Source organism: Leptospira sanjuanensis, from assembly GCF_022267325.1.
GTDB lineage: Bacteria > Spirochaetota > Leptospiria > Leptospirales > Leptospiraceae > Leptospira > Leptospira sanjuanensis.
The window spans coordinates 188,590-215,380 of the sequence record NZ_JAIZBG010000001.1 but is presented as its reverse complement, the minus strand read 5'-3'; the positions used below and the strand labels follow the sequence as shown (position 1 = coordinate 215,380).

Annotated in this window: 25 protein-coding genes; 8 read left to right on the top strand and 17 right to left on the bottom strand. The window is 43.5% G+C overall.

Annotated features, from left to right (window positions below):
- Nucleotides 1–37: 37 nt before the first annotated feature.
- Genes argJ through LFX25_RS01015 form a run of 3 tightly spaced genes read left to right on the top strand, consistent with a single transcriptional unit; the run spans nt 38 to nt 4,843 of the window.
- On the top strand, nt 38–1,189 hold the full coding sequence (argJ, locus tag LFX25_RS01025) for a bifunctional glutamate N-acetyltransferase/amino-acid acetyltransferase ArgJ (protein ID WP_238731463.1): 1,152 nt from the start codon (nt 38–40) through the stop codon (nt 1,187–1,189).
- Nucleotides 1,170–2,474 (top strand): hypothetical protein, encoded by a 1,305-nt coding sequence (locus LFX25_RS01020; protein ID WP_238728445.1) that lies wholly within the window; start codon nt 1,170–1,172, stop codon nt 2,472–2,474. The genes argJ and LFX25_RS01020 overlap by 20 nt, the downstream gene beginning before the upstream one ends.
- Entirely contained in the window at nt 2,471–4,843 is a 2,373-nt protein-coding gene (locus tag LFX25_RS01015) for a SpoIIE family protein phosphatase (protein WP_238728444.1), read from the top strand. The genes LFX25_RS01020 and LFX25_RS01015 overlap by 4 nt, the downstream gene beginning before the upstream one ends.
- Nucleotides 4,844–5,223: 380 nt before the next feature.
- Here the strand turns inward: LFX25_RS01015 and LFX25_RS01010 are convergent, their stop codons facing one another.
- From LFX25_RS01010 to LFX25_RS00945, 14 genes are all read right to left on the bottom strand, one after another.
- A complete protein-coding gene (locus LFX25_RS01010; protein WP_238728443.1) occupies nt 5,224–5,919 on the bottom strand; it encodes a hypothetical protein in 696 nt (231 codons plus the stop codon).
- 1 nt (nt 5,920) lies between these two features.
- Nucleotides 5,921–7,054: a suppressor of fused domain protein gene (locus tag LFX25_RS01005; RefSeq protein ID WP_238728442.1), complete on the bottom strand. Its 1,134-nt coding sequence runs from the start codon at nt 7,052–7,054 to the stop codon at nt 5,921–5,923.
- Nucleotides 7,051–7,305, bottom strand: a complete 255-nt coding sequence (locus LFX25_RS01000; RefSeq protein WP_238728441.1) for a hypothetical protein — start codon at nt 7,303–7,305, stop codon at nt 7,051–7,053. The genes LFX25_RS01005 and LFX25_RS01000 overlap by 4 nt, the downstream gene beginning before the upstream one ends.
- A 407-nt stretch (nt 7,306–7,712) precedes the next feature.
- Nucleotides 7,713–7,940: a hypothetical protein gene (locus tag LFX25_RS00995; RefSeq protein ID WP_118954315.1), complete on the bottom strand. Its 228-nt coding sequence runs from the start codon at nt 7,938–7,940 to the stop codon at nt 7,713–7,715.
- Nucleotides 7,941–8,016: 76 nt separating this feature from the next.
- Entirely contained in the window at nt 8,017–8,319 is a 303-nt protein-coding gene (locus tag LFX25_RS00990; protein ID WP_238728440.1) for a hypothetical protein, read from the bottom strand.
- A 233-nt stretch (nt 8,320–8,552) separates the two neighbouring features.
- Nucleotides 8,553–10,076, bottom strand: a complete 1,524-nt coding sequence (locus LFX25_RS00985) for a thiolase C-terminal domain-containing protein (protein ID WP_238728439.1) — start codon at nt 10,074–10,076, stop codon at nt 8,553–8,555.
- A 121-nt stretch (nt 10,077–10,197) separates the two neighbouring features.
- The gene (locus tag LFX25_RS00980; RefSeq protein WP_238728438.1) at nt 10,198–10,629 is read right to left on the bottom strand and encodes a MaoC family dehydratase; all 432 of its coding nucleotides are present in this window, start codon (nt 10,627–10,629) and stop codon (nt 10,198–10,200) included.
- Between the two features lie 15 nt (nt 10,630–10,644).
- Nucleotides 10,645–12,267 (bottom strand): acyl-CoA dehydrogenase family protein, encoded by a 1,623-nt coding sequence (locus tag LFX25_RS00975; RefSeq protein ID WP_238728437.1) that lies wholly within the window; start codon nt 12,265–12,267, stop codon nt 10,645–10,647.
- 483 nt (nt 12,268–12,750) lie between these two features.
- A complete protein-coding gene (ligA, locus tag LFX25_RS00970; protein ID WP_238728436.1) occupies nt 12,751–14,796 on the bottom strand; it encodes an NAD-dependent DNA ligase LigA in 2,046 nt (681 codons plus the stop codon).
- 18 nt (nt 14,797–14,814) lie between these two features.
- Nucleotides 14,815–15,786, bottom strand: a complete 972-nt coding sequence (locus tag LFX25_RS00965) for a M23 family metallopeptidase (RefSeq protein WP_238728435.1) — start codon at nt 15,784–15,786, stop codon at nt 14,815–14,817.
- Nucleotides 15,787–15,830: 44 nt separating this feature from the next.
- On the bottom strand, nt 15,831–17,216 hold the full coding sequence (locus LFX25_RS00960; protein ID WP_238728434.1) for a cytochrome P450: 1,386 nt from the start codon (nt 17,214–17,216) through the stop codon (nt 15,831–15,833).
- 221 nt (nt 17,217–17,437) lie between these two features.
- On the bottom strand, nt 17,438–17,803 hold the full coding sequence (locus LFX25_RS00955) for a hypothetical protein (protein ID WP_238728433.1): 366 nt from the start codon (nt 17,801–17,803) through the stop codon (nt 17,438–17,440).
- Nucleotides 17,804–17,827: 24 nt separating this feature from the next.
- Entirely contained in the window at nt 17,828–18,340 is a 513-nt protein-coding gene (locus LFX25_RS00950) for an RNA polymerase sigma factor (protein ID WP_118954325.1), read from the bottom strand.
- Nucleotides 18,341–18,347: 7 nt separating this feature from the next.
- Complete coding sequence (locus LFX25_RS00945; RefSeq protein WP_238731462.1) at nt 18,348–18,902, bottom strand: Spy/CpxP family protein refolding chaperone; 555 nt, start codon at nt 18,900–18,902, stop codon at nt 18,348–18,350.
- A 168-nt stretch (nt 18,903–19,070) separates the two neighbouring features.
- On the opposite strand from LFX25_RS00945, the gene LFX25_RS00940 reads away from it, so the two are divergent.
- Complete coding sequence (locus tag LFX25_RS00940) at nt 19,071–19,760, top strand: SanA/YdcF family protein (protein WP_238728432.1); 690 nt, start codon at nt 19,071–19,073, stop codon at nt 19,758–19,760.
- Between the two features lie 145 nt (nt 19,761–19,905).
- Here LFX25_RS00940 and LFX25_RS00935 read toward each other — a convergent pair whose 3' ends face one another.
- Nucleotides 19,906–20,856 (bottom strand): GDP-mannose 4,6-dehydratase, encoded by a 951-nt coding sequence (locus LFX25_RS00935; RefSeq protein ID WP_238728431.1) that lies wholly within the window; start codon nt 20,854–20,856, stop codon nt 19,906–19,908.
- Between the two features lie 84 nt (nt 20,857–20,940).
- Between LFX25_RS00935 and LFX25_RS00930 the strand changes: the two genes are divergently transcribed.
- The 4 genes from LFX25_RS00930 to LFX25_RS00915 are packed head-to-tail and all read left to right on the top strand — an operon-like array spanning nt 20,941 to nt 25,406.
- Nucleotides 20,941–21,945, top strand: coding sequence for an LIC_10202 family protein (locus LFX25_RS00930; RefSeq protein WP_238728430.1), 1,005 nt, complete (start codon nt 20,941–20,943; stop codon nt 21,943–21,945).
- Nucleotides 21,942–23,000, top strand: coding sequence for a glycosyltransferase family 4 protein (locus LFX25_RS00925; RefSeq protein ID WP_238728429.1), 1,059 nt, complete (start codon nt 21,942–21,944; stop codon nt 22,998–23,000). The genes LFX25_RS00930 and LFX25_RS00925 overlap by 4 nt, the downstream gene beginning before the upstream one ends.
- Nucleotides 22,997–24,046 carry a glycosyltransferase family 4 protein gene (locus LFX25_RS00920; protein ID WP_238728428.1) on the top strand — a complete coding sequence of 350 codons (1,050 nt, stop codon included), beginning with the start codon at nt 22,997–22,999 and terminating at the stop codon, nt 24,044–24,046. The genes LFX25_RS00925 and LFX25_RS00920 overlap by 4 nt, the downstream gene beginning before the upstream one ends.
- Nucleotides 24,030–25,406, top strand: coding sequence for a glycosyltransferase family 4 protein (locus LFX25_RS00915; protein ID WP_238728427.1), 1,377 nt, complete (start codon nt 24,030–24,032; stop codon nt 25,404–25,406). The genes LFX25_RS00920 and LFX25_RS00915 overlap by 17 nt, the downstream gene beginning before the upstream one ends.
- Before the next feature lie 254 nt (nt 25,407–25,660).
- On the opposite strand, the gene LFX25_RS00910 is transcribed toward LFX25_RS00915, so the two are convergent.
- On the bottom strand, nt 25,661–26,476 hold the full coding sequence (locus tag LFX25_RS00910) for an inositol monophosphatase family protein (protein ID WP_238728426.1): 816 nt from the start codon (nt 26,474–26,476) through the stop codon (nt 25,661–25,663).
- On the bottom strand, nt 26,473–26,787 hold the full coding sequence (locus LFX25_RS00905) for a YkvA family protein (RefSeq protein WP_238728425.1): 315 nt from the start codon (nt 26,785–26,787) through the stop codon (nt 26,473–26,475). Before LFX25_RS00905 ends, LFX25_RS00910 begins: the two co-directional genes overlap by 4 nt.
- Nucleotides 26,788–26,791: the final 4 nt, after the last annotated feature.

Here is a 26,791-nt window from a genome sequence, read left to right as displayed (position 1 = left end):
GATCCAATCGACACGTTGAGGGATCTTATCCATGACAATGCCAAAAGGCTTTTCATCTTTCGGAATCAATATCGGAATCAAGGACAATACGAAAGACTTCGGAGTGATTTATTCCGAAGTGCCCTGCAAAGCGGCCGCCGTATTCACCAAAAACAATTATCCGGGCGCTCCCGTCATCGTGGGAAAAGAACACGTTCAATCCGGTCTTCTGCAAGCCGTGGTCATCAATTCTAAAAATTCGAACGTAGCAACGGGTGAAAAAGGAATTCAAAACTCAAGAGACATCTGCAAAGCGATCGGAGAATCCCTCGGCATCGACGCAAAGTTAGTCCTTCCTTCTTCGACCGGAGTGATCGGAGTTCCGTTAAAGATGGAAGTGATTCTCCCCGCTTGTAAAAAAGCGAAATCGCTTTTAAAACCGGGTAACTTGGAAGAAGTCGCAGAAGCGATCATGACCACGGACACTAAAAAGAAAATTTCTTTCCGAAAAATCAAAACAAAATCAGGAGAAGGCACGATCTACGGGATCGCAAAAGGCGCAGGAATGATCGAACCGAATATGGCTACGATGCTCTGCTATATTCTTTCGGACGTTTCTCTGCCGGAAGGAACGGATTTATATTCCGTTTTAAAATCATCCGTGGATCAGAGCTTCAATTGTTTAACGATCGATTCGGACACTTCCACTTCCGATACGGTCGCGTTGCTTTGCAACGGTTTGTCCGGCGAAAGTTCCGTTGAAGATTTTTCGAAAGCCCTTACGGAAATTTCAATCGATCTTACCAAACTCATCGCGATCGACGGAGAAGGTGCGACCAAGTTGATCGAACTCACGATCACCGGCGCAAAGAACGAAACGCAGGCAAGAAAAATCGGCAAGTCGATCCTGAATTCTCCCTTGGTAAAAACCGCGATCTACGGCGGCGATCCGAACTGGGGAAGATTGGTGATGGCGGTGGGAAAGGTTTTCGACGAACCGATCCCGTTCGAAGGTCTTCAAATCTATTTTGGAACGCTTCCGGTCAAAGAAGCGAACCAGGAAACATTGAAAAAGCTTTCCGAATACTTAAAAAATAATACTGAAATTTCCTTAAATGTAGTGTTGAATGTTGGGGCCGTTTCCATGAAATTTTGGGGCTGCGATTTTACGGAAAAATACATCGAAGAGAATGCTTACTACACTACCTGACAACGAGGAGAATCAAATCGGATTTAGGGAAGCCTTCCGTTCTCTCGTAACGGACTACTATCTAATTTCCGGAATTATCAACCTGTTCGCAAAGGGAATTTCGATTCTAATTGCGCTGGGTTTGTATTTCTTTATTCTCTCCGTAATTCCGGCGGCCATCGAATATTATATGGAAGTGAGTCTTCTTTCCACTTTGATCTTTGCGGTTTTTATCATATTCCCTCTTCAGGAAAAACTCAGCGGAAAATTAAAGTCGATTCTGATTTCCGAATATTTAAGCGACGATCCTCGATCCTCCCAATTGGCGTATCGAAAATTCGATCACGAAGGTCTGATCAAGAACGTATTCCCGGATTTGGTTCGGTTGACCGAGAGTAATTACGGAAAACTCGCGCTTCTTAACAACGACTTGAGAACCTTCGAACTTTATACGTATGCAAAGAAGAAACAAAGAAAGGTCATCACACACGACGGAATCAATCCGGACGCAAAGTTGTTGAAATACATCCTAAACAAAAAGAACGGAGCGATCATCGGAGAACCGGATCAAAACCACGAAATCAACGAGGATTTCGTAAGCCTCCGCGCTAATTTCATATTACCTTTCGTTTATAGAGAAACCCTATTCGGCTTTCTTGCGGCATCGAACATTCCAAAAGATTCCGTGCGTCAGGATTTGAGTTTTCTTTCCGGAAAGTGCGGGATCGCGGTTCACAATCATATTTTATCTTCCCAAGTCGCGGAAAATAAAAAGTACAGAAAAGAATTGGAAACGGCCGGTAAGATCCGGAAATTTCTGGAAGCCGCCGAACCTCCGATGATCGGAAATATCCGCATCGAAGTCCTTTCCAGAGAACCGGGGGAACTCGTCGAGTTTCTCAACTCGGAGGGGGAAGAAACCTACTTTGTCATCTTAAAACTGGGAGTTACGAACCAGATTTCCGTATTAGTTCTTTGTTATATACTTGGAATTTTGTTTTCCGCTAGAACATCCCGATCGGTTCAAAGTTTGAGTTACATTAAGAATCTGGTCGAATCCTATCTCAAAGAAATTTCCTGGAACGAGGACTACGATCTTTTGGTCGGAGTGATTCGTAGAAGCGAGAATACGATTTCCCTGAAAACATCCGGCAAAAATTTTAAAGCGCATAGAAATTCGAACTTCGGTAAAAATCTTCTTTCAGCGGGCTGGGAAGTGGAAGAGGAAATCGGCAGAGATCCTTTGATCCTCACCTGGAAGAACCGCACGATGATTTCTATCTATGACTTAGGATTTCCGGCGTGAGAAACATACTTTTATTGTTCATATCTCTGATCTTGTTCAGCATCGCGCTTTTTATAGGAGTTTTGCAGACTTCTTCCGAAAGTTTAAGACCTCCTTTTTATTATTATCCGAACGGAACGATCATTCAAAGCAGCGAAGAATTTCCGGGCATCTTAGGAAAGAAAGTGGATCTTTTGGAACTTGAGATCGCGGTTAAAATGGCCGAATCGGGTCAATCGTATGAAAACGGAATCCATGTTTACGACAAGGGAGTCAGCGAAACGATCCCTGTCATTCTCGCACCGAAATCGGATTACTCCGTGATCCAGGATTTTACGAGAGACATTCTGATTTCACTGTTGTATCTTTCCGTAGCGATCTGGTTTTTCTTTTACACAAGGGATCTCTACATGCTTTTGCTGTTCGGTTCCCTGTCGTGTTTGAGTTTATTCAACTTCTTTCTAGTCGGCTTTCACGAATTCCACTTTTTATTTTTCTTTTTTCTTTATTTTACAGCATTCGTGATCTTGAATATATCGTTTCGACTTCGAGGCAAGGAACTTCCCACACGATGGTTCGCACCGGAGATCATCTTCTCTTTGATCGCGGGTTTCGTGGGAAAATCGCAGAAGGCCGATCCGCATATCTTCGGAATACTTGCGACCAACGGAGTTTATTTTATTCTCTTCTGCTCCGTGATCTGCATTTTCTTTTTGATTTTGGATTCGATACGAAATCTTTTTCCGTTGCAGAGTTTATTCAAAAAACTCAGTTTGATTTTGGCGTTCAGCGCGATTTCCATTCTTCCTTTCGTATCCGTGGAATTTTCGCATCTTATCTCGCCCGATTCGGCGAAAGTTATGATCTTGGCGGCGTTCTTGATATTTCCGGCCTTGATCATCTACGGAACGTTCACGTATTCGATCGTTCCCGTTCAGATTGCGTTCAGTTCCTCTCTTACTTCGATTTATTTGATCTTGATCCTTGCGGGCGGTTATCTGTTTCTTCTTGCGGCGTTTTTTAAATTTAATCCGATCGCTGCGGATAAGTATCTGGAAGAATTCAACGTTCTCTTTCTTTGTTCGAGTTTATATACTCTCGGTTCAATCAACCGGCGTTTGTCCAACCTTGTGGACACTTGGAGCTTTAAAAGAAATCAAAAACTTCATTCGGCGATGGAAACGATCTCTTCGATGATCAGCGCTCCTATTTCCATGCGAGCGACGATCAACAATCTAATGAGAAAGGTTTCGGAAGCGTTGGATATTTCCAAAATCCTCGTATTGATTCCTGCGGATAAATTTCCGAGAACGGATCTGAAGAATATCAACTTCATTCGAATCGCTTCCGGTTCGGAGATTTGGCAGTATTTTGCGGCCAATACGGAAGTTACCGTCACGAATCACCTTGCGTATGGACTCGGAATCCGCGAATCGGTCTATAAATTCCTGCAAAATTCCGGTGTGCAGCTAACGTATCCGATCTTCAATTATTCGCGCGGAAAAGAGGTTTTGGGCGTGTTTCTAGTGGGTGAAAAGAACAACCGAAAGAATTTCAACCTCGGCGAGCTTCATTTCTTAAAAGAATGTACGAGAATGGCTTCGATGCTCCTTCAAAACTACGCGTTATTGGCGGAGGAAGTGGAGAAAAAAAGAATCGTTCGCGATCTCAATATGGCTTCGATTATCGATAAAACTCTGCACGTCGCCGAAGGAGAACCGATCAAAGGAATCAACATCGGTTTCTTTTCGATTCCCGCCGTAGGAATTTCCGGAGATTACTTAGACATTCAAAAGCTGAATTCAAACACGATGTTGTTGGCTTTAGGAGACGTTTCGGGACATGGATTGGGAACCGGATACTTGGTAAGTGCGATTCGAGGCATCATACAGAATCAAATTCGAAAAAAATCGGACTTATCCACGATTTTCAGAGTGATTAACTCGTTTTTAATCGAGAGATACAGAGGAAGCGAGTTCATGACGTTGATCTGCGGAGAATATAATTCTCAGGAAGAAACGTTTAAATACATCAATGCAGGACATTCTTCTCCGATTTGTATTCGAAAAAACGGAAAAGTAGAACTTAGAACCGAGACTCAAAGAGTTTTAGGAGTCTTACCTACCGAATATAAACACTTAACGATTCCGATTTACCCCGGTGATAAGCTAATTTTATTCACCGATGGAGTCACTGAAACGTTCAATGATAACGAAGAAATCTTCGGTGATGAGAATTTTTTAAATCTTTTACGCGAGAATCATCAATTAAGTCCGCAAGAACTAACGGATCTTGTACTAAAAACGATTCAAGACTATCGTGGTAAGAAAGATCCTAGCGATGATATATCTTTTCTCTGTCTTGAAGTGAATGAAGACACTCGCAGATGAAAGAAAAATCTTTGAGATAAATAAATTTTAAAAAAAAATGTAAAAATTTATTAAAACACTTTACATTTTTATCTTGATACATTAATTATGTCCCTAATCACGGCGTTAAGTTTCTGAAGAACATCAGAGCTTGATGTTAGTAACACGGAGGAAGAGTCAATGGTTGCAAAAAAGAAAGCAGCAAAGAAGGCAGCTAAGAAAAAAGTTGCTAAGAAAAAAGCAGCTAAAAAGAAAGTTGCGAAGAAGAAATAAGGTATCTTAGCAACACACTTTCATTCTAAGAAGGGATGAAACTTTAAAACCCGCTTTTCGAAGCGGGTTTTTTCTTTTAAGGAGCGTCGTTGTATCGTTTTGAACCGCTCGATCGAATGAAATCGGCCTTAAATTCCTAAAAATCCGCTCAGAAAACTCATCTCATCCTTCATCTCCGGTAAAATATCTCCGTAAACCTTGATTTGTTTCGATTCTCCGTCTGCATTGATCTCATAAAGACGGTATTCTTGGTTTGTTGCGGATGATTTTTCGAGTTTGAAGAAGCGAGTCGGCTTCTTTGAGAAGCGATTGTATAAGGTGAATTTATGAAAATAGAATCCGTCTTTGCTGGAATTGATCGGATATGGAATGAAATATTCGGCGCCGATCAAGAGAGAATCCGATTTTACTACGACCATCCTCGTCCAAGTAGCGAGATTGATCGGATAATTCTCATCTAAAAAGGATTTCTTATATTTACTTTCCCAAATCGAGAGAATTTTTCTGCGGATTTCATTCGCTTGTTTGTATCTCTCAAGTCCGTTTAAAGAAATTTCCAGCAGTGATAGAAGAGGAATTGTCTCATTTTTACCACTACGACTCAGCTCAAGCTGTACTAACTTCTTAGAGGAATGAAAATCCTTGTTATAAATCTCCTGCCATATCTTTTCCTGAACCTGTTCGCTTAACGGATCCGTATTTTGCGATAACAAAGAAAGTGGCAACGTAATCCAAATAGAAGAAACCGTGATCAGAGCGAGCAAAAGCGCGGACCGATTCGCATAACGTCGGATAGAGCGTATAATATCTTCTATAGGAATCATTTTAGATGAGCGTTTGTCTTTCCGCGTCGTGATACCAAGGAAATTCTTTTTCATTCCAGATTTCATTGAAAGATTGAATTCCGCCCTTCTGCGCGTATTCTTTTTCTTCTTCCGAAAGAGGAAGCAAGGTTAGGAATCGGACCGGTTTTCCGTTTTCTGAAATCAAATCCGATAAATCCGGCGCATTCGCAACGAAACGAAAGCTTTCCGTATCCCGAAAAAGAATCGAGGTGAAGTTTAAATACAACGCTTCCGGATCCTTTCGCGACATCGTGATCGTGTGACCGTGACCGAACCATTTCGCCATGTTCCAAGGAAATCGAATCAATTCGCCGATCAAATGCGGAACCCAGGATTCGGATCGTTCCAAACCTTCCGAACCGACTTTTACCGCAAGTATCAACTCGATTCTTGCATAATCTTCGTAATTCTTATGAAAGAGTTCTACGGTCGGCATATTCTGCGCGCTCATTCCGATGGTGGAATAGATAAGGACGCCGGGAAATTTTTCCGATTGGAAGCGCGCGATTCCAAGTTGAGGATATTTTCCTCCGTCGGCGGACCAATACTTTTCGTGTTTTCCGAACTTGGATTCTAAATACGAAAGACGTTTTTCTTGAATTCCTTTCCAAGCTCCTTGTTTAGAACGGGCTTCCCAAAAATCGCGGGAGGCGCGCACTCGATCGGGAATAATTCCGAATTCGGAATTTCCCAAAGGATACGCGGTCAAAGCTTCCACCTTCGCAAACAAAGAATATCCGTGAAAATCCTTCAATCCCGACCAAGGAGGAAGAAACGCGATGAGATTCTCCTTATAGAAAAGCGCGACGCCGTCCCCTTCTTCCGTCCAGATAAAATACAAATCCTTTTCATCCAAAGCCGGATGTCCTTTGGATTCGGTCACTTCGGATCGAAGAAGAATCGGCGCAAGTCCGCTGGAAAGATCTTCCATACTTCTTTTTTCGGGCGCTTCTATCCGATTGCAAACCCATACGGATTTGATTCCGAACTCGGGATTCTGTTCTCCTTGGAGATAAAGATAAACGGTCCTTCCGTCGTCTTCCAAGTACGCGGTGAATGTTCCGTAAGGATTGGCTTCCTGATAGATTACTTTCGGTTCGGTAGAATGAGTCATTGAATGGGAATTTCCACGATTCTTTTTTTGAAAACTTCAAGAAGAGAGCGAATGACTGTCTCTGTTCTATATTCGTTTAATATTTCCGGAAAATAAAACGAGGCATTGAGAAGACCTGTGAGTTCGATTTCGTTCCAAGTCTGAAAGGAATCCAAAACTAAAAAGACTTCGTCCGAGATCGGTTCCTGATTTTTTCTGCATTGAATGAAAGTCTCGACGGCGCGAGTGGGAGTCATTGGTTTCTTATACATTCTTTCCTCGGTCTTTAGACAAGGTTCCAGCGGAATGAGAATGTTTCAACTCTCTAAAGAAGCGGAATAATACGGGGAAAAGGAAAAAGAAAGGCGGGAAAAATAAAAAAACCGGGCGCGCAAAACTATCCCGGTTTCAATGAGGCTTAGAAATCAACGGTGAACGTATTGTTTCAAAGCCCGAATCGGAATTCTTTCCCGGGAAACCCTGGTTTTATACTGCTCAAATAGAATTAAGAATAGTAGTGTGATCAGAAATAAGTTTTCCATATCTATAGTTGACTCCGATTCTTACAAAAAATCGAACCCTTTTTGGAAATTTTTTTCCAAAGTTTTTTATCGGATTCTCTTTTTTTGAAAAAAATTGACTGCTTTAAATCGGGTGGAATCAGTCCGGACGATTCGATTTAGTCCTTCAGAATATTCTTGGCGGCTGTTTTAATGGAGTGTTTGAGTTTTGTTCTATTTGCCGGAGTCAATTTAGCCATGATTTCGATCGCTTTCACGAATTCTTCCGCCGCGAGATCCAACATGTCCGTAAGTCGAATATCATTCCTTTTCACGGACGGAGCGGTGGACTTTTTATTTTTTTTCGGAGCCGCTTTTTGGACTTTGGTCTTTTTCTTTTGGACCATGATTGAATTCCCCTAGAAAGAATACTGCAGACGGATTCTATTTTTGTATAAGTTCAAATCCAGCAGAAAGTGAATCTTATTCCAAAAATATTCCCATCACGCGATAACAATCCATTTTACTTTCCGAGATTTCAAAAACGGATCCGTTCGGACCGACTTCCTGCAATTTGATCGTATCGGGAAATCCGGTTTTAGAGACAGAATCGGATACGACAAAGAAGGTGGAATATTTTCTAAGATTGAGACAGTTCTCCACCTTTCTTCCGTGAAGAAACATAGTTCCTTCTTGTTCATTTGAAGAATCGGGAATCAAAATCAAATCGGAACCGTTAAAAATTCGGATCTGACCCGTTTGAATATTCTCTGCCTTGATATGCATAAATCGATCCAATCCTGAGAGCCTTCTCTCAACCGTTCAGTTCGACATTGCTCTTTAATTTATAACAAGTCGAAAAAGACCGAAACGGAAGTTTGACTAATATCGTTCCACAATCGCGTCGAGTTTAGAATGAGTTTTTCGTTTTGTAACCTGCAAAATTTAGACGATCGCTGTTAAACTTCGCAGATTCTTGGAAAGTATACTGACTTATGATCTTGGAAATTTCTTTCAATTCAAGATAAAATTCCTTTCAAAAACCCGTTTTCATTCACGATTTTTAATTTCGAACGATCGATTTGGAGAGTTTGATCGGTTTTTAAAAGTTCACCTTTGGAATCGAATACATTGACCATGACATATCTCCCCGCTTTCATTTTTACAAGAGCCAAAGAATATGGCGCCTTTGTAAACGATCCCGGATTCATGTTTACCGTTGTTGAAGAATAAACAATTCCCGTTTCATTGTTTTTTGCGCCGTTTTGATTGAGGGTCAATCGTCTCGGTTTCACTTTCTTCGATTTGAGTTTGGAGGCGGTCGAAGAAAAAATCGCGACCGAATTGATGCTGTCCACTCCTCCGTTTCCGCCCACCAAAGATTTTCCGGGACGAGTGACTTGAATGTTCGGAACGAAACGAGAATACAATCCATAGTGTGCGGCCACATCGATCAAACCGGTTGCGGCGGACATGGACATAGCCGCTTGGTAGTTGAGAATTCCTCCCATCTCGTTGACCTTGATTTTTTTGCCATTAGAGAATTTTAATTCTCCGTTTTTCAAATGTTCGACCGCTTCCTTTTTGGTGATTCCGAAATACTCGGACGACTGAAGTATCACCATTCCCGTAAAACAATCATAGATCCATGCGTAATCGATGTCTTCTCTTTCGATTCCTGCGGACGCAAACGCAATGTCGCCCGCTCTTCCCGCCGGAGTCGCAAAGTCGCCCTTGAGCATAAAGTATTCCGCATGGGCCGCGTGTCCCGCTCCGATCAAATACATCGGATCGATTTCCTTTTTGATCTTTCCCTGCGATTGCAGTTTCTTCGCTTTTTTTTCGGACATGAGAAGAGTCGCAAACCCGTGATCGGTAACGATTGCGATCATAGGCGCGGGATACGGGTCCGCGATCGTTCGAGAAAGTTGTTTTTCCGTTATCTCTTGTTGATATACGTGTGCTCTCGGATTCGTAATCGCGTTGGATCTGAACTTTTTCGTGATCGCTTCCAGATCCGCTTGAGCGATGTCGTTTTCAAACATCATCCGTTTCATCAAAAGTCCGTACATAGCGATCAAGGTCGCGCCGTAATTGAGTTCGTAAACGGGATGACAAACGGTTTCGTTCAATCGTTTCATATCGGAAACCTGTCTGAATGCGGACTTAGGAATATCCGCACCCGCGATCAAGACGACCGCCTCGCTGTCGGATTGAAGAATGGTTCTGGCTTGTCCTATCGCTCCGGTCACGCTCGCGCCTCCCAAATCGATCAGATGAGAACGAAAGCCGGTATACCCTAGTTCATTCGCAATTCTTACGCTATGTCCGTAACCCGACTTGCCCAACGAAGCCGGCTCGATGCTTACAAAGTCGGTAAGAATATCCCGTAAAGTTTCCGGTTTCATCTCCAAAAACTGAAGCAGATCGTATATTGATTTTTTATAATGTTCTAATACTTTTCTTTCGCCGGACCATTCTTTATATTCTTCCGGGAAATCGGCCGCAACCGAATCGCTCACGCCTAATAATACGGGGTTCATACGTCTTCTCTTTTGATTTTATTTTTGAATGTAATTTCGATTTTTACCAAACGGATCGAAATCGATTTCTAAAATTCCGCGAATCATCCCAAACAAACGAATCGATGTCGCGATCCGCAAATTAAGAATCGGAACCGGGCGGAAGAACCTTACATTCTCCCTTGCCGATCGTCTCGCCTTTTTGATTGGTCCATAGAATTTTCATCTCGACCATTTTCATCTTCGCGATCTTATTTTTGACTTCGACGGTGCAAGTCACCGTGTCTCCCGGATAAACCGGTTTCCGAAACTTAGTGACCGTTTCCAAAGCCACAGTTCCTAAACCGGGAAGTTTCATCCCCAGAACGGGTGCCAACAAAGACGCAGCAAGTCCGCCGTGAGCGATTCTCGTTCCGAAAATCGTCGTCTTCGCATATTCCTCGTCCACATGCAACGGGTTAAAGTCTCCGCTGATTCCTGCAAAAAGATAGATATCCGTTTCCGTGACGGTTTTCGAAAAACTCGCCTTATCTCCGATTTCAATTTCTTCGTAGGATTTTCCTTTTTGATACATCGTTTCTCCGTTCGATTAAGCGGACACAGCGCTTCCTAAGATTCCTTCTTTTAAAAACTCGATGCAATCCTCGATTTGTTTTTCCGGCGGGTTGAGATTGCCGAACGCTTGCATGAGATCCGTTACAGCAGCTTCGTCGAGTTCCTTCAAATATGCAATTCCTCGAATATATCTTGCCGTCAGATAATACGCGAGAATGTCGAGATCCCGTTCTTTGTCGGATGTTTTGTAGTGATTGCTGTTTTGCGTCAGATCCCAAATGCTCAGTTTTAAAATCGTAGTCAACGTGAGCAAGTCGGCAAAACCGAATTCGAGAGCTTGTCTTTTTTTTCGTTCGGGATTGTCTCCCACGTTTTGAATCAAAACGTCCAAACAACGCATCAGATTTCCGATCGGAGTCCTTTGAATCTTTTGTTCGGAATGATTTCGAACTTCCTCGGAAGCCGCGCTTTCGATAATGTTTTTAAACTTATCATAACCGCCGTAGCTCGCGGAAATGATGCTTCGTTGAACTTCGGAAGTTCCTCCTCCGATCGTTCCTAGTTTTACGTCCCGATACAAACGGCTGACGTGAACTTCTCTCATGTAGCCCATTCCACCGTGGATTTGAACCGCATCGGATGCGACTTCTTCGCTGACCTCCGAGGCGAAAACTTTCAAAATGGAACTTTCCATCGGCAAACTTACGTTTGGTTCCGCGTCCTTTTTGCGGGCAACAAAATACAAAGTTCTTCTCGAAGCGCAAAGATACGCCCAAATTCTTGCGATCTTTTCCTTCATAGCAAAGAAGGAAAGAATCGGTTTACCGAATTGTTGTCTTTGCCACCCGTAATGAATACAGCTTTCGACCGCATTCTCCAAGCCGCCCATCAAAGAAGCGAGAAGAACGGTTCTTTCCCATTCTAAAGTCGCTTTCCCGATTCTTAAAAAACCCGAATTCAACGGCCCTAACAAATTCTCATCCGGTATGAACATATCTTCGAACGAAAGTTCCGCAGTGGTGGAAGTATTGTGCCCGAGCTTTTTTAAAACTTTGGAAACGTGAAACCCTTTCCGATGGGACTCTACGATGAAAGCCGACACGCCCATCGGTCCGCGTGACTTGGTCGTTCTTGCCATCACGATAAAAATTTGTCCGATCGGTCCGTTTGTGATGAACATTTTGCTTCCGTTGAGAATAAAACCTCCTTCGGTTTTTTCAGCGTAAGTTCTCATACCCGCCGCGTCCGAGCCCGAATCGGGTTCGGTCAAACCGAGACCGGCAATCCATTCTCCGCTTGCAAGTTTGGGTAAATATTTTTCCTTTTGGGCTTCCGTTCCTTGGAACAAAATGGGAAGAGTTCCGATGATCATATGCGCTCCCCAGGAAAGTCCGAAACCGGAATCCAACGATCCTGCGTTGAACGCCTCTTGCGCCAGACAACACTGAAAACATGATCCGCCTTGTCCTCCGTATTGTTCGGGAAGAGGAATTCCCAAAAGACCCATAGATCCCATTTCTTTCCAGAGTTCGCTGTCCCAAGAGCAATCCTCGTCTCTTTGTTCTACCGTGGGAAGCGCGCGTTCTTTCGCGAATTCTTTAACGGTGTTGTAAAAGTCCTTATCTTCACTTTCTAAGTATGGATTCAAAAATAACATATCGATCGATTCTCTCCGTTGTTTCCTTTTTTAAATTCTAAGTCCTTTCGCTTTGTTTAAAGATTGTATACGAGATCGGAAGAATGGAAACCATAAGTCCTCCGTTCTTGCAAAAGAAATTTACGGCGCGTCCCAAAACTCTCATTTACTTTTTCAGAAAGATCAAGCGCAAGGTTCCGTCCCGATCGAACGACACATAAGGAATGATTTGCCGAGTTTCTTTTGGGACAGATTCTTATCTTCCGGCAAAAAGAATAGAAACGGTACCCGCTCGATCAAGTTATTTTTGAATCGTTTCGTTAAATCGAAGAGGCAATAAACATACGTTCATTTTCTGAACGAAGAATTCTGAAATCAAGAATCCTGGCTGCAACGAGGCGGCGCCGGACAAAACATTAAAGCGATGAAGTTGCAAACTCAGCGAGAGAAGTAAATTTGGTTTTTGGACAGGCTATAAGTGAAAGCGTCGTAGATTTCGAAATTCTATTTCGGATTTTTGAAATCGATCTTATGCGACTTGAGGAGTTCCAAGAACTGATTTTCGTCATAAACCGCGATCCCCAGTTCATTCGCTTTTTCTAATTTAGATCCGGCGCCGGGTCCGGCCAAGAGATGGGTCGTTTTGGAACTCACAGCGCTCACTTTTCTTCCACCGTAATACACGATCAAATCCATCGCTTTGTCTCTCGGTTGGAAGTTTTCAAAAGAACCTGTAACACACCAAGACTGACCCGCAAACGGTTGTTGATCGGCCACTTTTACGGGATCGGCTTTCATCTTGAGTCCGGCTTTTTTGAGCCGATCTATGAGTTTTAAGATTCGTTTATCGGAGAAGTTTTCCTGAAAGGCGAGTACGGTGGAAGGTCCGATGCCGGGGATTTCCAAAAGAGAATCGATTCTCTTTTTGTCTTTGGAAATCGCAAGAATCTCATCCATAGAATCGATTCCGTGTTCGATCAACAATTCCGTGACTTTATGTCCTAGTTCGGGAAGACCGATCGAAGGAAGAACAAAACGAAAATCTTTCTGTTTGGATTCTTCGATTCCTCCGAGAATGATCGCTACGCTCTTTTCTCCGAAACCTTCCTCTTCCATCAGCTTTTCTTTTTTATCTTTGAGATCGTACAAGTCGGCGACGGATTTGATATAATCGTGATCGTATAAGAATTCGATCTGTTTATCGCCGAGTCCTTCGATATCCATTTGCTTTCTTTGACAATAAAAGATGATTCCGTTCTTAACTCGATCCGGACAATCGGGGTTCGGACAAAAAAGATCCACAAGCCCTTCCTTTTTAATCGTCTTCGTCTTACACGAAGGGCAGCGATCCGGAATTTTAAAAACGTCTTTACCCGGAGTTACGACTTCTTCCACCGCGGGAATGATTTCTCCGCGTTTCGCGACGCGAACGACCGCACCGATCCCGACTCCGAGTTCGTCGATATAATCTTGATTATGAAGGGTTGCGAACGTTACCGTGGTTCCGGCAAGACTGACGGGTTCGATCTCCGCTCTTGGAGTGATCTTTCCGGTTCGACCGACCGCATACGTAATATCGACGATCTTACTTTCCTTCATAACCGCGTCGAACTTATACGCCCTCGCCCATCGCGGAGAATGAGAAGTATAACCGAGCGCATCGCGTTTGGAAACGTCGTTGAGTTTGATTACGAGTCCGTCCGTCGGAAAGCCGAGTTTTTCCTTCTTCTTTTTAAAATCCTGGATCGTCTTTGCGATTTTGGATCCGGTCACAAAAACGGTGTCAGGCGGAACCGGAAACGTTAACTTATCAAGCTTGGTAAGAATTTCCTGATGTGTTTTGAATTTTCTGGCAATGTCCGGAAACGTCGCGTCGTATGTGAAAATTCTCAGCGGACGTTTTGCCGTATCCGCCGAATTCTTTTGTTTGATCGAACCTGCGGAAAGATTTCGCGGATTTGCGTATTTACCGGAAGAAAGTTCGTTGAACTCCTCGAAGTCTTTGAAGGTCATAAAAACTTCGCCGCGAAGATAAATCGTTATCGGTTCTGGTAAACGCAATGGAATATTCCGAATGGTACGAATGTTATCGGTTACGTCGTCACCGATCCCGCCGGAACCCCGCGTAACTCCGTTTTGAAGTATTCCATTTTCATAATATAGAACGATGGAAGCGCCGTCTATTTTCCATTCTACGGAATATAATCCTTCCGGATCGGTCTTGTTGACCCAATCCAAAAGTTCTTCGTCGTTGTACGTGTTGATGAGTGATAAGACGGGGAGTTTGTGCTGAAATTTTTCGAAGTCCTTGTCCAAGTCGGAACCGACTACGAGCGTAGGGCTTGCCGGATCTTTGAGATCGGGAAAGGCTTCCTCCAAATCCTGAAGACGACGGAACATCTGATCGAAATCGAAATCGGAAATTTTCGGTTCGTGTTTTACATAGTAAAGATACTGGTGATGACGAATTTCGACGGTAAGCTTGTCGATAAGTTGTTTGGCCTCTTTCTCCGAAAGAGTTTTGGGAGAATCGTCTTTCTTTTTTGGCATATCGAATCCGAATTGAAATCAATAAACGGGAACTTTGAGATATTCCATCGGATCCGTTCGATTGGATTCTCCGATCCAAACCTCGTAGTGTAAGTGAGGTCCGGTCACGTTTCCTGTGGAACCGACCGTTGCGATCAAGTTTCCTTTGCGGATTTGTTGTCCGTCCCGTACGAAAATTTTCGTACAATGTCCGAACAAGGAAAAATAACCGTTCGCGTGTTGAATCACGATATGATTTCCGTACCCGCGGTTGGAATAAATCACTCGATGAATTCTTCCGTTACCCGTGGCATAAATCGGAGTTCCGGGCACGTTCGCGAGATCGATCCCGTCGTGGTACTCCATATAACCCGTGGTAGGCGAACGTCTCGTTCCGAAATAAGAAGTCAGGTTGTAGGAGTACAAAGGTTCTCCGAACGGAATCGCATCCATCACGTCGTATCGAAGATTGAGAAAGTCGTAAACGCTGTCCATCAACGGGCGATGTTTGTCCATGTAAACGCGAGCGGTGCGGTATCCGTAAATCTCGGAAAGATAACTTCTTCCCAACATCAGATCCTTATCGGCGGATTCTTCCGTTTTTAATTCGGCAAGAGCGATCGTTTCGATATCCGATTCGTCCGGAAGTTTCAACATCTCGTCTCCGTGTCCGTCGATGAGAGAATAGATCTCCTCTAAATTCTCCGTAAGCGCAAGAAAGTCGTCTTGCACTCCTTCCAATTGTTCGGAATATTCGATGTATTCGTCGAAGTATTTCCCGTAAACTTGCGCGAGTGCGTTGATTTGTTTTCTTGTATTGTTATATTTTACGATTCCGAAAACGGCGATTCCTAAAATAGATACGAGAAGACCGAATAAAAAGACGATCGTAAAAACCGAAATTTGAAAATGAAATGATTTATCGAAACCGTGAGGGATAAGAAGGACGGTCAGTCGTTGATGACCCTTTTCCTTGACTTGATCTATGCGTTTGCGGATTTCTTTTTCCATGGGAATAGACTCCAAATAAAGAGTCTATTCCGGGGAAGTATAGGTCAAGTGGAAACCAAGTCCATCGGCATTCCATGCTTCGGTCGCAATGTGACTAAAGGTTCCAATTCTACCTTATGACCGGAAACGGGCTTTAAATCATATTTTCTTGCGATCATACTCAGAATCAAAATTCCTTCCGTCATCGCAAATACGTTTCCGATGCACATTCTCGGACCGCCCCCGAACGGTATATACGCGTATTTCGGACGGTCTTTTGAGTTTTCTTCGGAGAATCGTTCCGGCCAAAATTTTTCCGGCTCTTTCCAAAACCTAGGATCCCTGTGAATCGAATAGATACATATGGAAACGTTGGTTCCGGTCGGTACATGATAACCGCCGACCGTGTCCGGTCCGAGCGCGGAACGTTCGACCGTCCAAGCGGGAGGATACAATCGCATCGATTCTTCCAAAACCATTCTGGAATAAGTGAGTGACGCTACATCTTCCAGAGCCGGAGTTCGATCACCGAGAACGTTCTTCGCTTCTTCTTTGAGTTTGGAATAAATTTCCGGATGTTTGGAAAGAAGATGAAACGCCCAAGTCAACGCGTTAGCCGTCGTTTCATGTCCCGCGAGCAAGAGCGTAATCGCTTCGTCGCGGACTTGTTCTAGACTCATCTTTTCTCCGGTTTCTTCATCCTGGATTTCAAGAAGCATACTGATCAGATCATTGGAAGAATTCTTTCTTCTTTGATCGATAAGTTCGTAGATGACCTCGTTCATCGCATCGATCGACTTTAAAAGTCTTCGATTTCCGGGCAAAGGCCAATGAATCGGAGGAGGAAAAACCATCGTCAATCGTTTGGTCAATTCTTCCATCGCGGTTTCCACGTTCTTTGCGATGATTTCGGAATATTCTTTTACGTCCGATCGAAAGAGGGTCTTACCTACGATCGCGAACGTCAACCGCATCATCTCTTCGGAAAGATCGACTCTTACTTTTCCGTTTTGTTCCTTTGTGTCCCATTCTCGAAATAGATTCAGGGTTTCGTCCGCCATAATATGAGTAAATTCTGATATTCTCTGACGGTGAAACGCGGGTTGAATGAGTCTTCTTTGTTTTTTCCAAAAATCCCCTTCCGAGGTCAAAAGCCCTTTTCCCAAAACCCGCTTGAGTTCGAGATAAAATACGCTTTTGTGATAGTTGGAACTGTTTTCCTGAAGAACGTGCCGAACGTCCTCCGGACTTTGAATCATAAAGATTCTCGTTTTACGGATTCCGAATAGAACCACATCCCCGTATTTCTTTTTCATATCCTCGAAGAACCCGATGATATCCCGACGCATTCGAGGCAAATGTCGAAGCGCAAAGAATCCGTACGAACCGGGAGGAGATTTGTGTTTCTGAGGTTTTGAATCGGAGGGGCGACTGGAAGTTAACGCAAACATGGGCTTTCTCCAAGTTTTATTGTATTTCCGGAAAATCCGGATTCCAGCCGAGACACTTTACTACGACGGCATTCGTAAAAAACAGCCGCCTCTATTTTTTAAATGGAGAATTCAAAATTCTCGAATACATTTCGATTCGGTCGGACGGTCCGAAACGAAACGTCCTGTTACACACGTTTTAGGTTCGAACGACGAAAGACCTTCGAACCGATTCACCCATATTATCTGCGATCTAAGGAAGCCTCGATCAAAGTGTCCACATCCAAAGAAACCGGCGCGCCGGTTTGAGGCATTTCCGATTCCTTATAAAAAACGTTGTGAACCTTGGATTCCGCTTCCGCAGTCGTTCCATAGATTTGTTCTTGAACCCAAGACTGAAGTTCGTTGCGTGCGATCGTAGGACCGCTGTTTTCAAAAAACGTCAGCCATACGAAGGAAGTGGAGAAGAATGCGGTTAAGAACGTGATAAACGCAAGTTGAATCATTCTCCAGCGGCGTCTTTTGTAAACCGCGTCGCAGATTTTGGAACTCCAGACCTTGCTACAAAGTCTGTCCGAAATTTCTTTATCGAATCCGTTCGATTTCATACCGAATAAATCCTATCTCTCACTCTATTTGTTATCTACGAAAATCTTTTTCAGCATTTGTTTTCCGCGAAACGCCCGGGACTTTACGGTTCCTTCGGGAATACTCAACTTTTCGGCGATCTGTTGTTCTTTATATCCTTCGCCGACAAGACTCAACACAGATTTATACTTCCATGGAAGCATAGCTAAAAGATCTTTCAATTCAAAATCGGTGAAGCTGGCCGAAGCCGCCTCTTTTTCTTGAATGGAATTATCCAGGATCACTTTTTCTTTCAACTTGCTTGCAAGCGCGGTTTGTCTGGATCTTTTTTGATTCATTCTCAGAGATTCGTTTCTTGCGATCGTATAAAGCCATGTGCTTACGGAAGAATCTCCGCGAAACTTATTCGCTGAAAGACTTTTATACGCGCGGAAATACGTTTCCTGCACGACGTCGTCGATGGAATCGTGGAATTCCTCGAATAGATTCTTCTTAATTGCCGAAAGTACGATATGTTTTGTCGAATCGATCAATTCGGTAAATTCTTTTTGGTCCATTGGTACCTCAGTGTAAAATTCCTTGTAAAGGAAGGATGATTCTCTCCGGAGAAAAAAGATTCACGGGGAATCCGGACTCCGGTGGAGCGGAGGGTGCTTTGATTTTGGATTTTTGGTCCTGAGTTAATACTTTTTCGATAGCAAGACGATGCGAGATTTGATTGATACGAATCTCCGCCGTATATTTTCCGATCTCTACGAGAAGCTTGCGGATCTTCGTTAAATCCACGTTAGACTCCATCAAAAGTCCCTCGAGTTCGATCTCGATGGGAGAAATTTTTTGAAGCCAGCGAAAGTGTTCTTGTTTGTGCTTCTCGTTGATTTTGGAAATTTCATCCAATTGTTTTTCGGAAAGAGCGAATCGTTCTCTGACCGTATCCACGTTTCCGAAAACGAGACCGAAACTTCTCAGCTGACGTATCGGTGCAAGTTGTTTGACGGGCGGAGGATTGGAATCGGTACCGGAACGAAGTCCTATGGTGAGTTCCTGAGAAAAAGTCACCGCCGGCGCCAAGAAGCAACCGGCGACGGTAAGTCTGAGAAATGAATTCAGGAGATTCATGAGGTATTTGCTCATTCGATAAGACCCGCGGCTCAATGGTTTGTTTCCTATTTAGAAAATTTTTCCCCGTTCCGATCCGTTGAAAAGAAAAAAAGGGATTCTCCCTTCAATTCCCGCACGTTAGCCTATCCAAATCTATTCCTGATTTTGACGAATTCGGACGAAACGTTGAACCTAAACTTCTTCAAAAAATCGAAATTTTATACGGGGGCGCTTTTACTTCTGGCGCTTTTAATTGCCGCACCGATCGCAATCGATTTTAGTTTCGAAGAATCGTATCTTCACACGGAAAAATATCAGAATCATCGATCCGCGAGACCGGCGACCGTTGCCGTCGTTCCGGGCGCCTCCGTTTATAAAAACGAACCATCCGCGGTTTTAAAAGACCGTTTGGATTGCGCCTTGGAATTGTATCATCAGGGAAAGGTGAGAAAGATTCTTCTTTCGGGAGACAACGGTTCGATTTATTACAACGAAGTGAAACCGATGCTGCTCTACATTCTTAAGAATCAAGTGAATGAAAGAGACATATTCGTCGATCATGCGGGTTTTCGAACCTTGGATACTTTGGTTCGTGCGAAAGAAATTTTTCAGGTCAAGGATCTGATCTTTGTGAGTCAGAGAATCTATCAGCCTCGGGCCGCGTTTTTGGCGAACAAGATCGGTTTGAAATTTCAGGCGTTCGAATCCGATCGGAGAATTTATACGAGCGGTCCGTTCAGCAGGTTCCGGGAATTTTTTGCGAGAACCTTGGCGTGGGTCGATATGAATTTGTTTAAAACGAATCCGAAATATTTAGGCGATCCGTTTCCGATCGAAGGAAGCGGAATCAAAACTTGGAAAGGTTCGGCGCTTTAGAGTTTTTGAATGTGATGTAGGAGTTCCTACATTGGAAACGGAAATTTTTATCGTTGAGGAATGTGGACTTTTGTGATAAGGAGAATTTTCGGGATTTTTTCCCGCCACCTGTTAAAACTCAGCACCTTCGCTTCCTATGGGGCGCTCATCTCGCTACCCATTGGTACACGTCTCGGATCGTTTCCGTTAAACCGAAGGCAGGTTTCCATCCGAGCGTTCGAAGTTTACTGTTATCCCCGGACAAACGTTTCATCTCCGCGGGACGAAAACGGGAAGAATCCACTTCGACCGGAATTTTTTTTCCCGATTCGGAAATGATCCGATCCAAGACATCCCGAATCACGACTTCCTGACCGGAACAGATATTATAAATTTCTCCGGGCTTTCCCTTCTCCGCGAGAATTCGATACGCACACACAACGTCTCTCACATCCAAAAAATCCCTCGTAGACGAAAGGTCTCCGACTAAGATTTTTCTTTCAGCTTCCGGCTTTTTCAAAGCTTCCAAAACCTGAGAACAAAAATTAGGAATCACGAAATTCAGACTTTGTCTCGGACCGGTGTGATTGAACGGTCTCGCGATCACGACTTCGAGTTCCGGAATCCATCGATGATATTGTAGGCAATAAATTTCTGCGCAAGCCTTGGAGGAAGAATACGGATTCAATGGCGCGGGTAAAATCGATTCTTGCACCGGGAGACAAGACTCGGGGACGTTTCCGTACACGTCGGAAGACGAGATATAAACGAAACGAACTTTCTTTTTTAAGGAACGCAGCGATTCCAAAATATTCAACGTTCCGTGAACGTTGATCTCCAAGGTTTCACCCGGATCTTCCACGGCTCTCGGTACAAAAGGCTGAGCCGCCAAATGAAAAACTGTATCCGGTGAAAAGTCATGAATGATGGAACGGACTTGTTCCGGATTTCGTATGTCGCAAACGGAAGAGCGATAGGATCTAGGAAGAGCAAGATCCGCTTCTATGTCCGGCCCGGGTTGAATTCCGATCCCTAAAAAATCTGTATAGGATTCTTTGAGTTCCTTCAGCAGGTAACCGCCGACGAACCCCGCCGCTCCCGTTATCAAACACTTCATAGAATTCTCGGTTTTCCGTAAAAATACTGTTGTTTTAGAAAATGAATAAAAAACAATCGAATAAAATTCTCTCCCCTTTTGAGCATGGAAGATAAATTTCAGGAACTATTCGAAATCAGAGATTCTCGGATCAACGTCCGCGAAATTATGGAAGAGATCGAATCCAAGCTCAAAAAAAATCCTTCCACAAAAGAAGACATAGAGAAACTCACTCATTGGAAATTTTCCCCTCCTAGTCCGGAAGGATATCGGGATTTTGATCCGGCGGAAATCGCGCATCTTTTTGAAAAGGGAATCGCCCCTCCTAAATTCTCCAATCCGAAACTTTGGTTCGTACGCGGACCTCTCAAATGGCTTTTGATCCGATTCGCGGAATTCTATTCTTTCTTGGACAAAAAACTTTCGGAAAATAGAACGCGCGCGTTTTACAGCGTGTTGCACGAACTCATTTTGATCCGTTCCGAAAACCAGAATCTGAAACGGAAGATGGAATCCTTTTATTCCGAATTTTTAGAATGGAATCAAGCGATCGGAAAGGAAGTTCGACCCGAATTCCTTTGGGCCAACGAAAATCTTTACTCGGAAGGGTTTGTGGAAGAAAGCGAAAACTTTCTTTTGGAATCGATCGATCCTTCCGAAAAAGTTTTGGTATTATCGCCTGGTTGGGGGAAGATTCTAAAGCAGCTTTTAAAACTCGGATCACAGTTCGATTCGGTCACTTGGAACAAAACTTGCGAAGAATTCATTCGCGGTTCGATCACTACGAACATTCAGCTTCAAGAACCCGGAGCGATTCCGAAAAATTGCTCGGTATATTCTAAAATTATAATATCTGAAAATTTATCCATACACCCGCATTGGCTGATCGAAAAAGCGCTTCGTTCCCTGAGTCTGGGAGTCGCTTCCGGAACGGAAATTCGATTCCGTTTTTCCAACGAAAACTCGAATTACCCTTCTCCATTTTTACCGTTGCGACTTACGAAAATACAAGAGCCTTTGATTCGGGATTATCTCAAACAACTCGGTTTTAGAAACATTATAGAAAAAAAATCGGAAGACGGGTTTACCGTCCTCTCGTTTCGAAAATGAAAGTCTATCAGCACGTCACCGAGTTTCGGGACGGTGACGGAATCGGAAACGACATCAAAGGAATTCACTCGGTTTTAGAAAAGATCGGGGTTCCCAATTCCATCGTATGTCTGAAAAATTTCTCGAAAGAAACCTTTCCGATCGAAACGCATCCCGTTCTTTCCCGATTCTCCAAAGACGATATTCATATTTTGAATTACGGCGGTTGCGGTTATCCTCTCGATTGGTTTCGGAATTTACCGGGAAAAAAAATCGTTCGTTATCAGAGTTTTACGCCTGCAATCTACTTTAAGAATTTCGTAAGTTCCGAAATCTACAACACGCTCCAACTCGAAGAAAAACGTTCCCTCTTGGAACTGTATTCCCTCAAAAACGAAACCGATTTGTTTTTGCCTTCTTCGCCGTTCAATGCGAACTTTCTGCAATCCTTGGGAATCATGAATACGCTGGTTCTTCCGATCGTTCGCAAATATTCGATCCGCGATAAAAGCACAAAGGACAAACGGGAATTCACGATCGGATTTATCGGAAGAATTTCACCGAACAAAAAAATGGAAGACCTTTTGAGAATGCTCGAATCGATTTTGAAGTTCAGACAGAACGTACAGCTTTTGATCTGCGGGAGCGTTCCTAAGGTATTCGAAGAATATTATATTTTTCTAAAAAAGATCATTCTCCAGAAACGTTTGATGGGGAACGTCCAAATCCGGCTAAACGCCAACGATACGGAAATGGAAACCTTTTTGAACTCGATGGATTTATACGTTTGTATGAGCGAACATGAAGGATTCAACATTCCCGTTCTGGAAGCGTTCGGCGCCGGCATTCCGGTAATTTCGTATCACGCGGGCGCAACCCCGGAAACGATGAAAACGGGCGGCGTCTTGTTCAAAGACAAATCGGCATTGGCGATGGATGTGCTCGCGGGACTCGTGGACAATCTTCTCGAAAACAAAACGCTCCGCGAACGAATTTCGGAAAACGAAAAGGAAATCATCGGAGAATACAATTCCTTTCCGTTCGAAGCTCTTTTTCGAGAGAAGGTTCTTGCATGAGACAGGTCCAACAGTTTTCCGCGGGTTTTAATCCGGGCGACGCGATCAGCAACGAGATGCAGGAAATCCGCAACTACTTAAAGGATTTGGAATATAAAGGAGACATTTATTCGGAAAACATCGGCGCGTCGAAATTTCCGTTCGTAAAAAAATACAAAACATACGACAAATCCTCGAAGGACATCTTGTTTTATCATCATTCGATTCATTCGGGGGTTTTTGAATTTTTGAGAACCTTTCGTTCCCCGAGAATTCTCATTTATCATAACGTGACTCCGCATCATTTCTTCGAGTCGTACGATCTCAAGATGAGTTATCTTTTGAAAAAGGGACGTGAAGAATTGAGGGAGATGAAGGATAGATTCGATCTCGTCTTTGCGGTCTCCAAATTCAATCAGCAGGAGCTGGAAGAATTAGGTTTTCAGAATGTGCAGATTCTTCCGATCACATATCAGTTGTCCGAGAACTTTTCCAAGATCTCCAAAACGGATTCGGAAATCAAAAAAATTCTTTTTGTGGGAAGAATCACTCCGAACAAAAGGCAAGACGATTTGATTCGTCTTGCCTACGCGTATAAATCGATGATCGGGGATAAGTTCCAATTTTATCTCGCAGGTTTTAGTTCGAGAGAATTGTATCTGTATCGCGAAGAACTGGAACGCATGTTGGATTTTTACGATCTTCGTCAAAACGTTTTGATCACCGGTTTTCTTTCCGATGCGGAACTCAACAATCTATATCAGGAAGCGGACGCTTTCGTTTCGATGAGCGAACACGAAGGTTTTTGCGTTCCTTTGATCGAAGCGATGGTCCATCGAATTCCCATTCTCGCGTACGCCGGAGGCGCGGTTCCCGAAACGTTAAACGAAGCCGGCGTTCTTTTTCACGAAAAAAAATTTCCGGATCTCGCGATTCTTTTGAATAAGATTTTGACCGATTCTTCCTTTAAGGATCAAATTCTGAAAGGACAGGATTTGCGTCTTGAAGAATTCAAAAAGACGGATTCGAAATCCGTTCTCAGGAAAACGATTGAAGCCCTCTCTTAAAAAAATCGCGGTCGTATCTCCGATTTTTTCGGACAAGGTTTCCGGAGGATCGGAAAAACTCATCTTTCAGTTCGTTGAACTTCTTGCCTCCGAATTCGAAATCACTGTCTTAACGACTCGCAGCTTGGATTATATCACTTGGAAAAATTCGATTTCGATTCAAGGAAAGAATTTTTTCCAGGAAGCAAACAACTCCGCCAAACCGATTTTGATCGAAGAAAGAAATTCTTCCTTAGGCGGCAAATACAACGTTCTACAATTTACCGTTGAAAAACAAAGAAACATAGATAAGTTCAACAAGCTTTCGAAAAAGATTTTGGAGGAACCTTCCCTTCAGAATAAGGAGAACGTTCAATATTGGCTCGAAGAGCAAGGCCCTTACGTTCCCGAGCTGATTCAATTCATCGAAACGAGAAAAAGCGAGTTCGACGTTTTTTTCTTCGTGAGTTATCTTTATTATCCTCTGGTTTTTGGAACTCCTTTGGTTGCCGAAAAGTCGATCGTCGTTCCTACGTTTCACGACGAAGCTCCGGCGTATCTTCCTGTATATAAGGAAGTTCTAACGGATCAGAGTTCGTATTCGTTTAATACTCCGGAAGAATTGGAAGTGTTTCGAAACATTCTCGGATTTAAGCCGAGTATCTATTCGATTACGGGAATGAACCTCGATCTAAGTCGTTATACGGACATTGCAAAATCGAATGTTCCCGAACGTTCCGGAATCTCCGGATCGAATCCAATGTCGTCGAAAGAAAAAGAACAAGTCCGTACCAAAGCCGTTTCGCAAAAGGGAGAAGCAACGACCTCCGAAAAAGCTCCGTTTCTTCTCTACGTGGGCCGCGTGGATCAGGGAAAAGGTTTTTTGGAAATGGCGGAATGGTTCGCGGAATGGAAAAAGAACACGGAACTTCCGCACAAACTTAAGATCGTAGGAAAGATCGCTTCCAAAATTCCGAATCGAATTTTAGAAAATCAGAATATAGAATTTCTCGGTTTTGTGGAAGAACAAGTAAAACTCGACCTTCTGGAACGTTGTGTTTGCCTGATTAACTCCTCCCCGTTGGAAAGTTTTTCGATCGTTTTGATGGAAGCTTGGCTGAAAGAAAAACCGGTTTTGGTAAACGGAAAATCGGACGTTCTAAAAGGCCATTGCCTTCGAAGCAACGGAGGTCTTTTTTATTCCGATCAAAAGAGCTTTTTCGCGACCTTGGATTATATTCTAAATCATCCCGATGAATCGATGATTCTCGGTAAAAACGGTAAGAGATACGTGGAGCTGAATTTCAACGCCGATACGGTTAAAGAAAAGTTACTGCGGTTGATCGAAAAGACGATTCAGAAAAAATACGTCGGGATTTGAAATCGTTCGATCCGTAGGCTTCCAAAAACCCGAAACGGAACAATTCGCTTAACAAAATGGAAAACGGCCGAAGTCAAAGATCGAGTCTCATCCTTCTACTAAAAACAATCGAAAACTCAGCGAAACGTCTTAAACTCGGATCTCACTATCTCACTCCCTACGGGTCGTTCGATAGGTCGTTCGATAGGTCGCAATAACTCAGCGAAACGCTTTCGCGGCAAAAACTCAGCAAATTGCTCCCTATGGGTCGCAATTCATGTAGGAATTCTCAGATATTCCTGCATTCCTTCCATCATCTTTTCGTGAAGTAGCGTGTTGCTTGCAACAACATTCGGAATGTACGGAGTAAACGTGTTCCCGTCATACGTGGACATTTTTCCGCCCGCTTCGGTAAGAATGATCGAAGGAGCCGCCATGTCCCAAGGTTTTAAACCTTCTTCCCAAAACGCGTCGAACCTTCCTTCCGCGACCCAACAAAGATCCAAACCGGCCGCACCCGTTCTTCGAACTCCTCTTGTCTTCAATAAAAAGTTTCTGTAATAGAACATCAATCGATCGATTTTCTTTTCGCGATCGTATGGAAATCCAGTCGAAAGCAGGGATTGTTTCAGCTCCTTCGTTTTAGAAACGGAGATCTTTTTTTGATTCTTAAACGCTCCGTGGTTTTTTCGAGCGTGATAGATTTCGTTCATACCCGGAAGAGGAACGATTCCCATCACAACTTCTCCGCTTTCCTGATTTTCCAATCCGATGCAAGCGCAGTACAACGGAAGTCTGTGAGAATAATTTACGGTCCCGTCCAAAGGATCGATGATCCATTTAAAAATCGAACTTCCTTTTTTGTCCGTTCCTTCTTCGCCGAGAATACCGTCGGTCGGAAACATTCGATCGATTTCGGAAATGATTCTTTCTTCCGAACCCTTGTCCGCTTTTGTAACGAGATCAATTTCTCCTTTGTAACCGATATCGAGATCGTTTTCTTCCTGAGTGGACGCTAAAAATTCCATGACCTTCGGAACGAAGTTCAGGAAATGTTCGTATCTGATTTTGATTTCGTTGTCTAAGCTCATTCGTTCTCCAGAAATTTTCTCGCCTTATCTCTATGTTCTTCGCGGATCGCGGATTGAACACTTGCCAGTACCGCCGCAATCACTCCCGCGTCATCCAGAAATCCGGCGCCGGGAATAAAATCCGGAACCGCATCCAACGGGGAAATAAAATAAGCCAACGCGCCGGCAATCACGAGTTTGGTTCTTAAGGGGGTTTCGGGATCCATCATGGAATAATAAAGCGCGATCAGATCCTCCGTAAACGGAATCTTGGATACGACCGATTTCAGCTTCGGCCAAAATTCTCTTTTTACCTTTTCGATCAAATCCATGAAA

Bases quoted from the DNA above. Each gene is read 5' to 3' on its own strand.
- LFX25_RS00910 (WP_238728426.1), bottom strand. From the start codon at position 26,476: ATGAGCTTAGACAACGAAATCAAAATCAGATACGAACATTTCCTGAAC.
- LFX25_RS00925 (WP_238728429.1), top strand. From the start codon at position 21,942: ATGAAAGTCTATCAGCACGTCACCGAGTTTCGGGACGGTGACGGAATC.
- LFX25_RS00950 (WP_118954325.1), bottom strand. From the start codon at position 18,340: ATGGACCAAAAAGAATTTACCGAATTGATCGATTCGACAAAACATATC.
- LFX25_RS00995 (WP_118954315.1), bottom strand. From the start codon at position 7,940: ATGGTCCAAAAGAAAAAGACCAAAGTCCAAAAAGCGGCTCCGAAAAAA.
- LFX25_RS00905 (WP_238728425.1), bottom strand. From the start codon at position 26,787: ATGGATTTGATCGAAAAGGTAAAAAGAGAATTTTGGCCGAAGCTGAAA.
- LFX25_RS00935 (WP_238728431.1), bottom strand. From the start codon at position 20,856: ATGAAGTGTTTGATAACGGGAGCGGCGGGGTTCGTCGGCGGTTACCTG.
- LFX25_RS00965 (WP_238728435.1), bottom strand. From the start codon at position 15,786: ATGGAAAAAGAAATCCGCAAACGCATAGATCAAGTCAAGGAAAAGGGT.
- LFX25_RS01020 (WP_238728445.1), top strand. From the start codon at position 1,170: ATGCTTACTACACTACCTGACAACGAGGAGAATCAAATCGGATTTAGG.
- LFX25_RS00960 (WP_238728434.1), bottom strand. From the start codon at position 17,216: ATGTTTGCGTTAACTTCCAGTCGCCCCTCCGATTCAAAACCTCAGAAA.
- LFX25_RS01005 (WP_238728442.1), bottom strand. From the start codon at position 7,054: ATGACTCATTCTACCGAACCGAAAGTAATCTATCAGGAAGCCAATCCT.
- LFX25_RS00930 (WP_238728430.1), top strand. From the start codon at position 20,941: ATGGAAGATAAATTTCAGGAACTATTCGAAATCAGAGATTCTCGGATC.
- LFX25_RS00975 (WP_238728437.1), bottom strand. From the start codon at position 12,267: ATGTTATTTTTGAATCCATACTTAGAAAGTGAAGATAAGGACTTTTAC.
- LFX25_RS00985 (WP_238728439.1), bottom strand. From the start codon at position 10,076: ATGAACCCCGTATTATTAGGCGTGAGCGATTCGGTTGCGGCCGATTTC.
- LFX25_RS01010 (WP_238728443.1), bottom strand. From the start codon at position 5,919: ATGATTCCTATAGAAGATATTATACGCTCTATCCGACGTTATGCGAAT.
- LFX25_RS00955 (WP_238728433.1), bottom strand. From the start codon at position 17,803: ATGAAATCGAACGGATTCGATAAAGAAATTTCGGACAGACTTTGTAGC.
- LFX25_RS00980 (WP_238728438.1), bottom strand. From the start codon at position 10,629: ATGTATCAAAAAGGAAAATCCTACGAAGAAATTGAAATCGGAGATAAG.
- LFX25_RS00945 (WP_238731462.1), bottom strand. From the start codon at position 18,902: ATGAATCTCCTGAATTCATTTCTCAGACTTACCGTCGCCGGTTGCTTC.
- argJ (WP_238731463.1), top strand. From the start codon at position 38: ATGCCAAAAGGCTTTTCATCTTTCGGAATCAATATCGGAATCAAGGAC.
- LFX25_RS01000 (WP_238728441.1), bottom strand. From the start codon at position 7,305: ATGTATAAGAAACCAATGACTCCCACTCGCGCCGTCGAGACTTTCATT.
- LFX25_RS00920 (WP_238728428.1), top strand. From the start codon at position 22,997: ATGAGACAGGTCCAACAGTTTTCCGCGGGTTTTAATCCGGGCGACGCG.
- ligA (WP_238728436.1), bottom strand. From the start codon at position 14,796: ATGCCAAAAAAGAAAGACGATTCTCCCAAAACTCTTTCGGAGAAAGAG.
- LFX25_RS00990 (WP_238728440.1), bottom strand. From the start codon at position 8,319: ATGCATATCAAGGCAGAGAATATTCAAACGGGTCAGATCCGAATTTTT.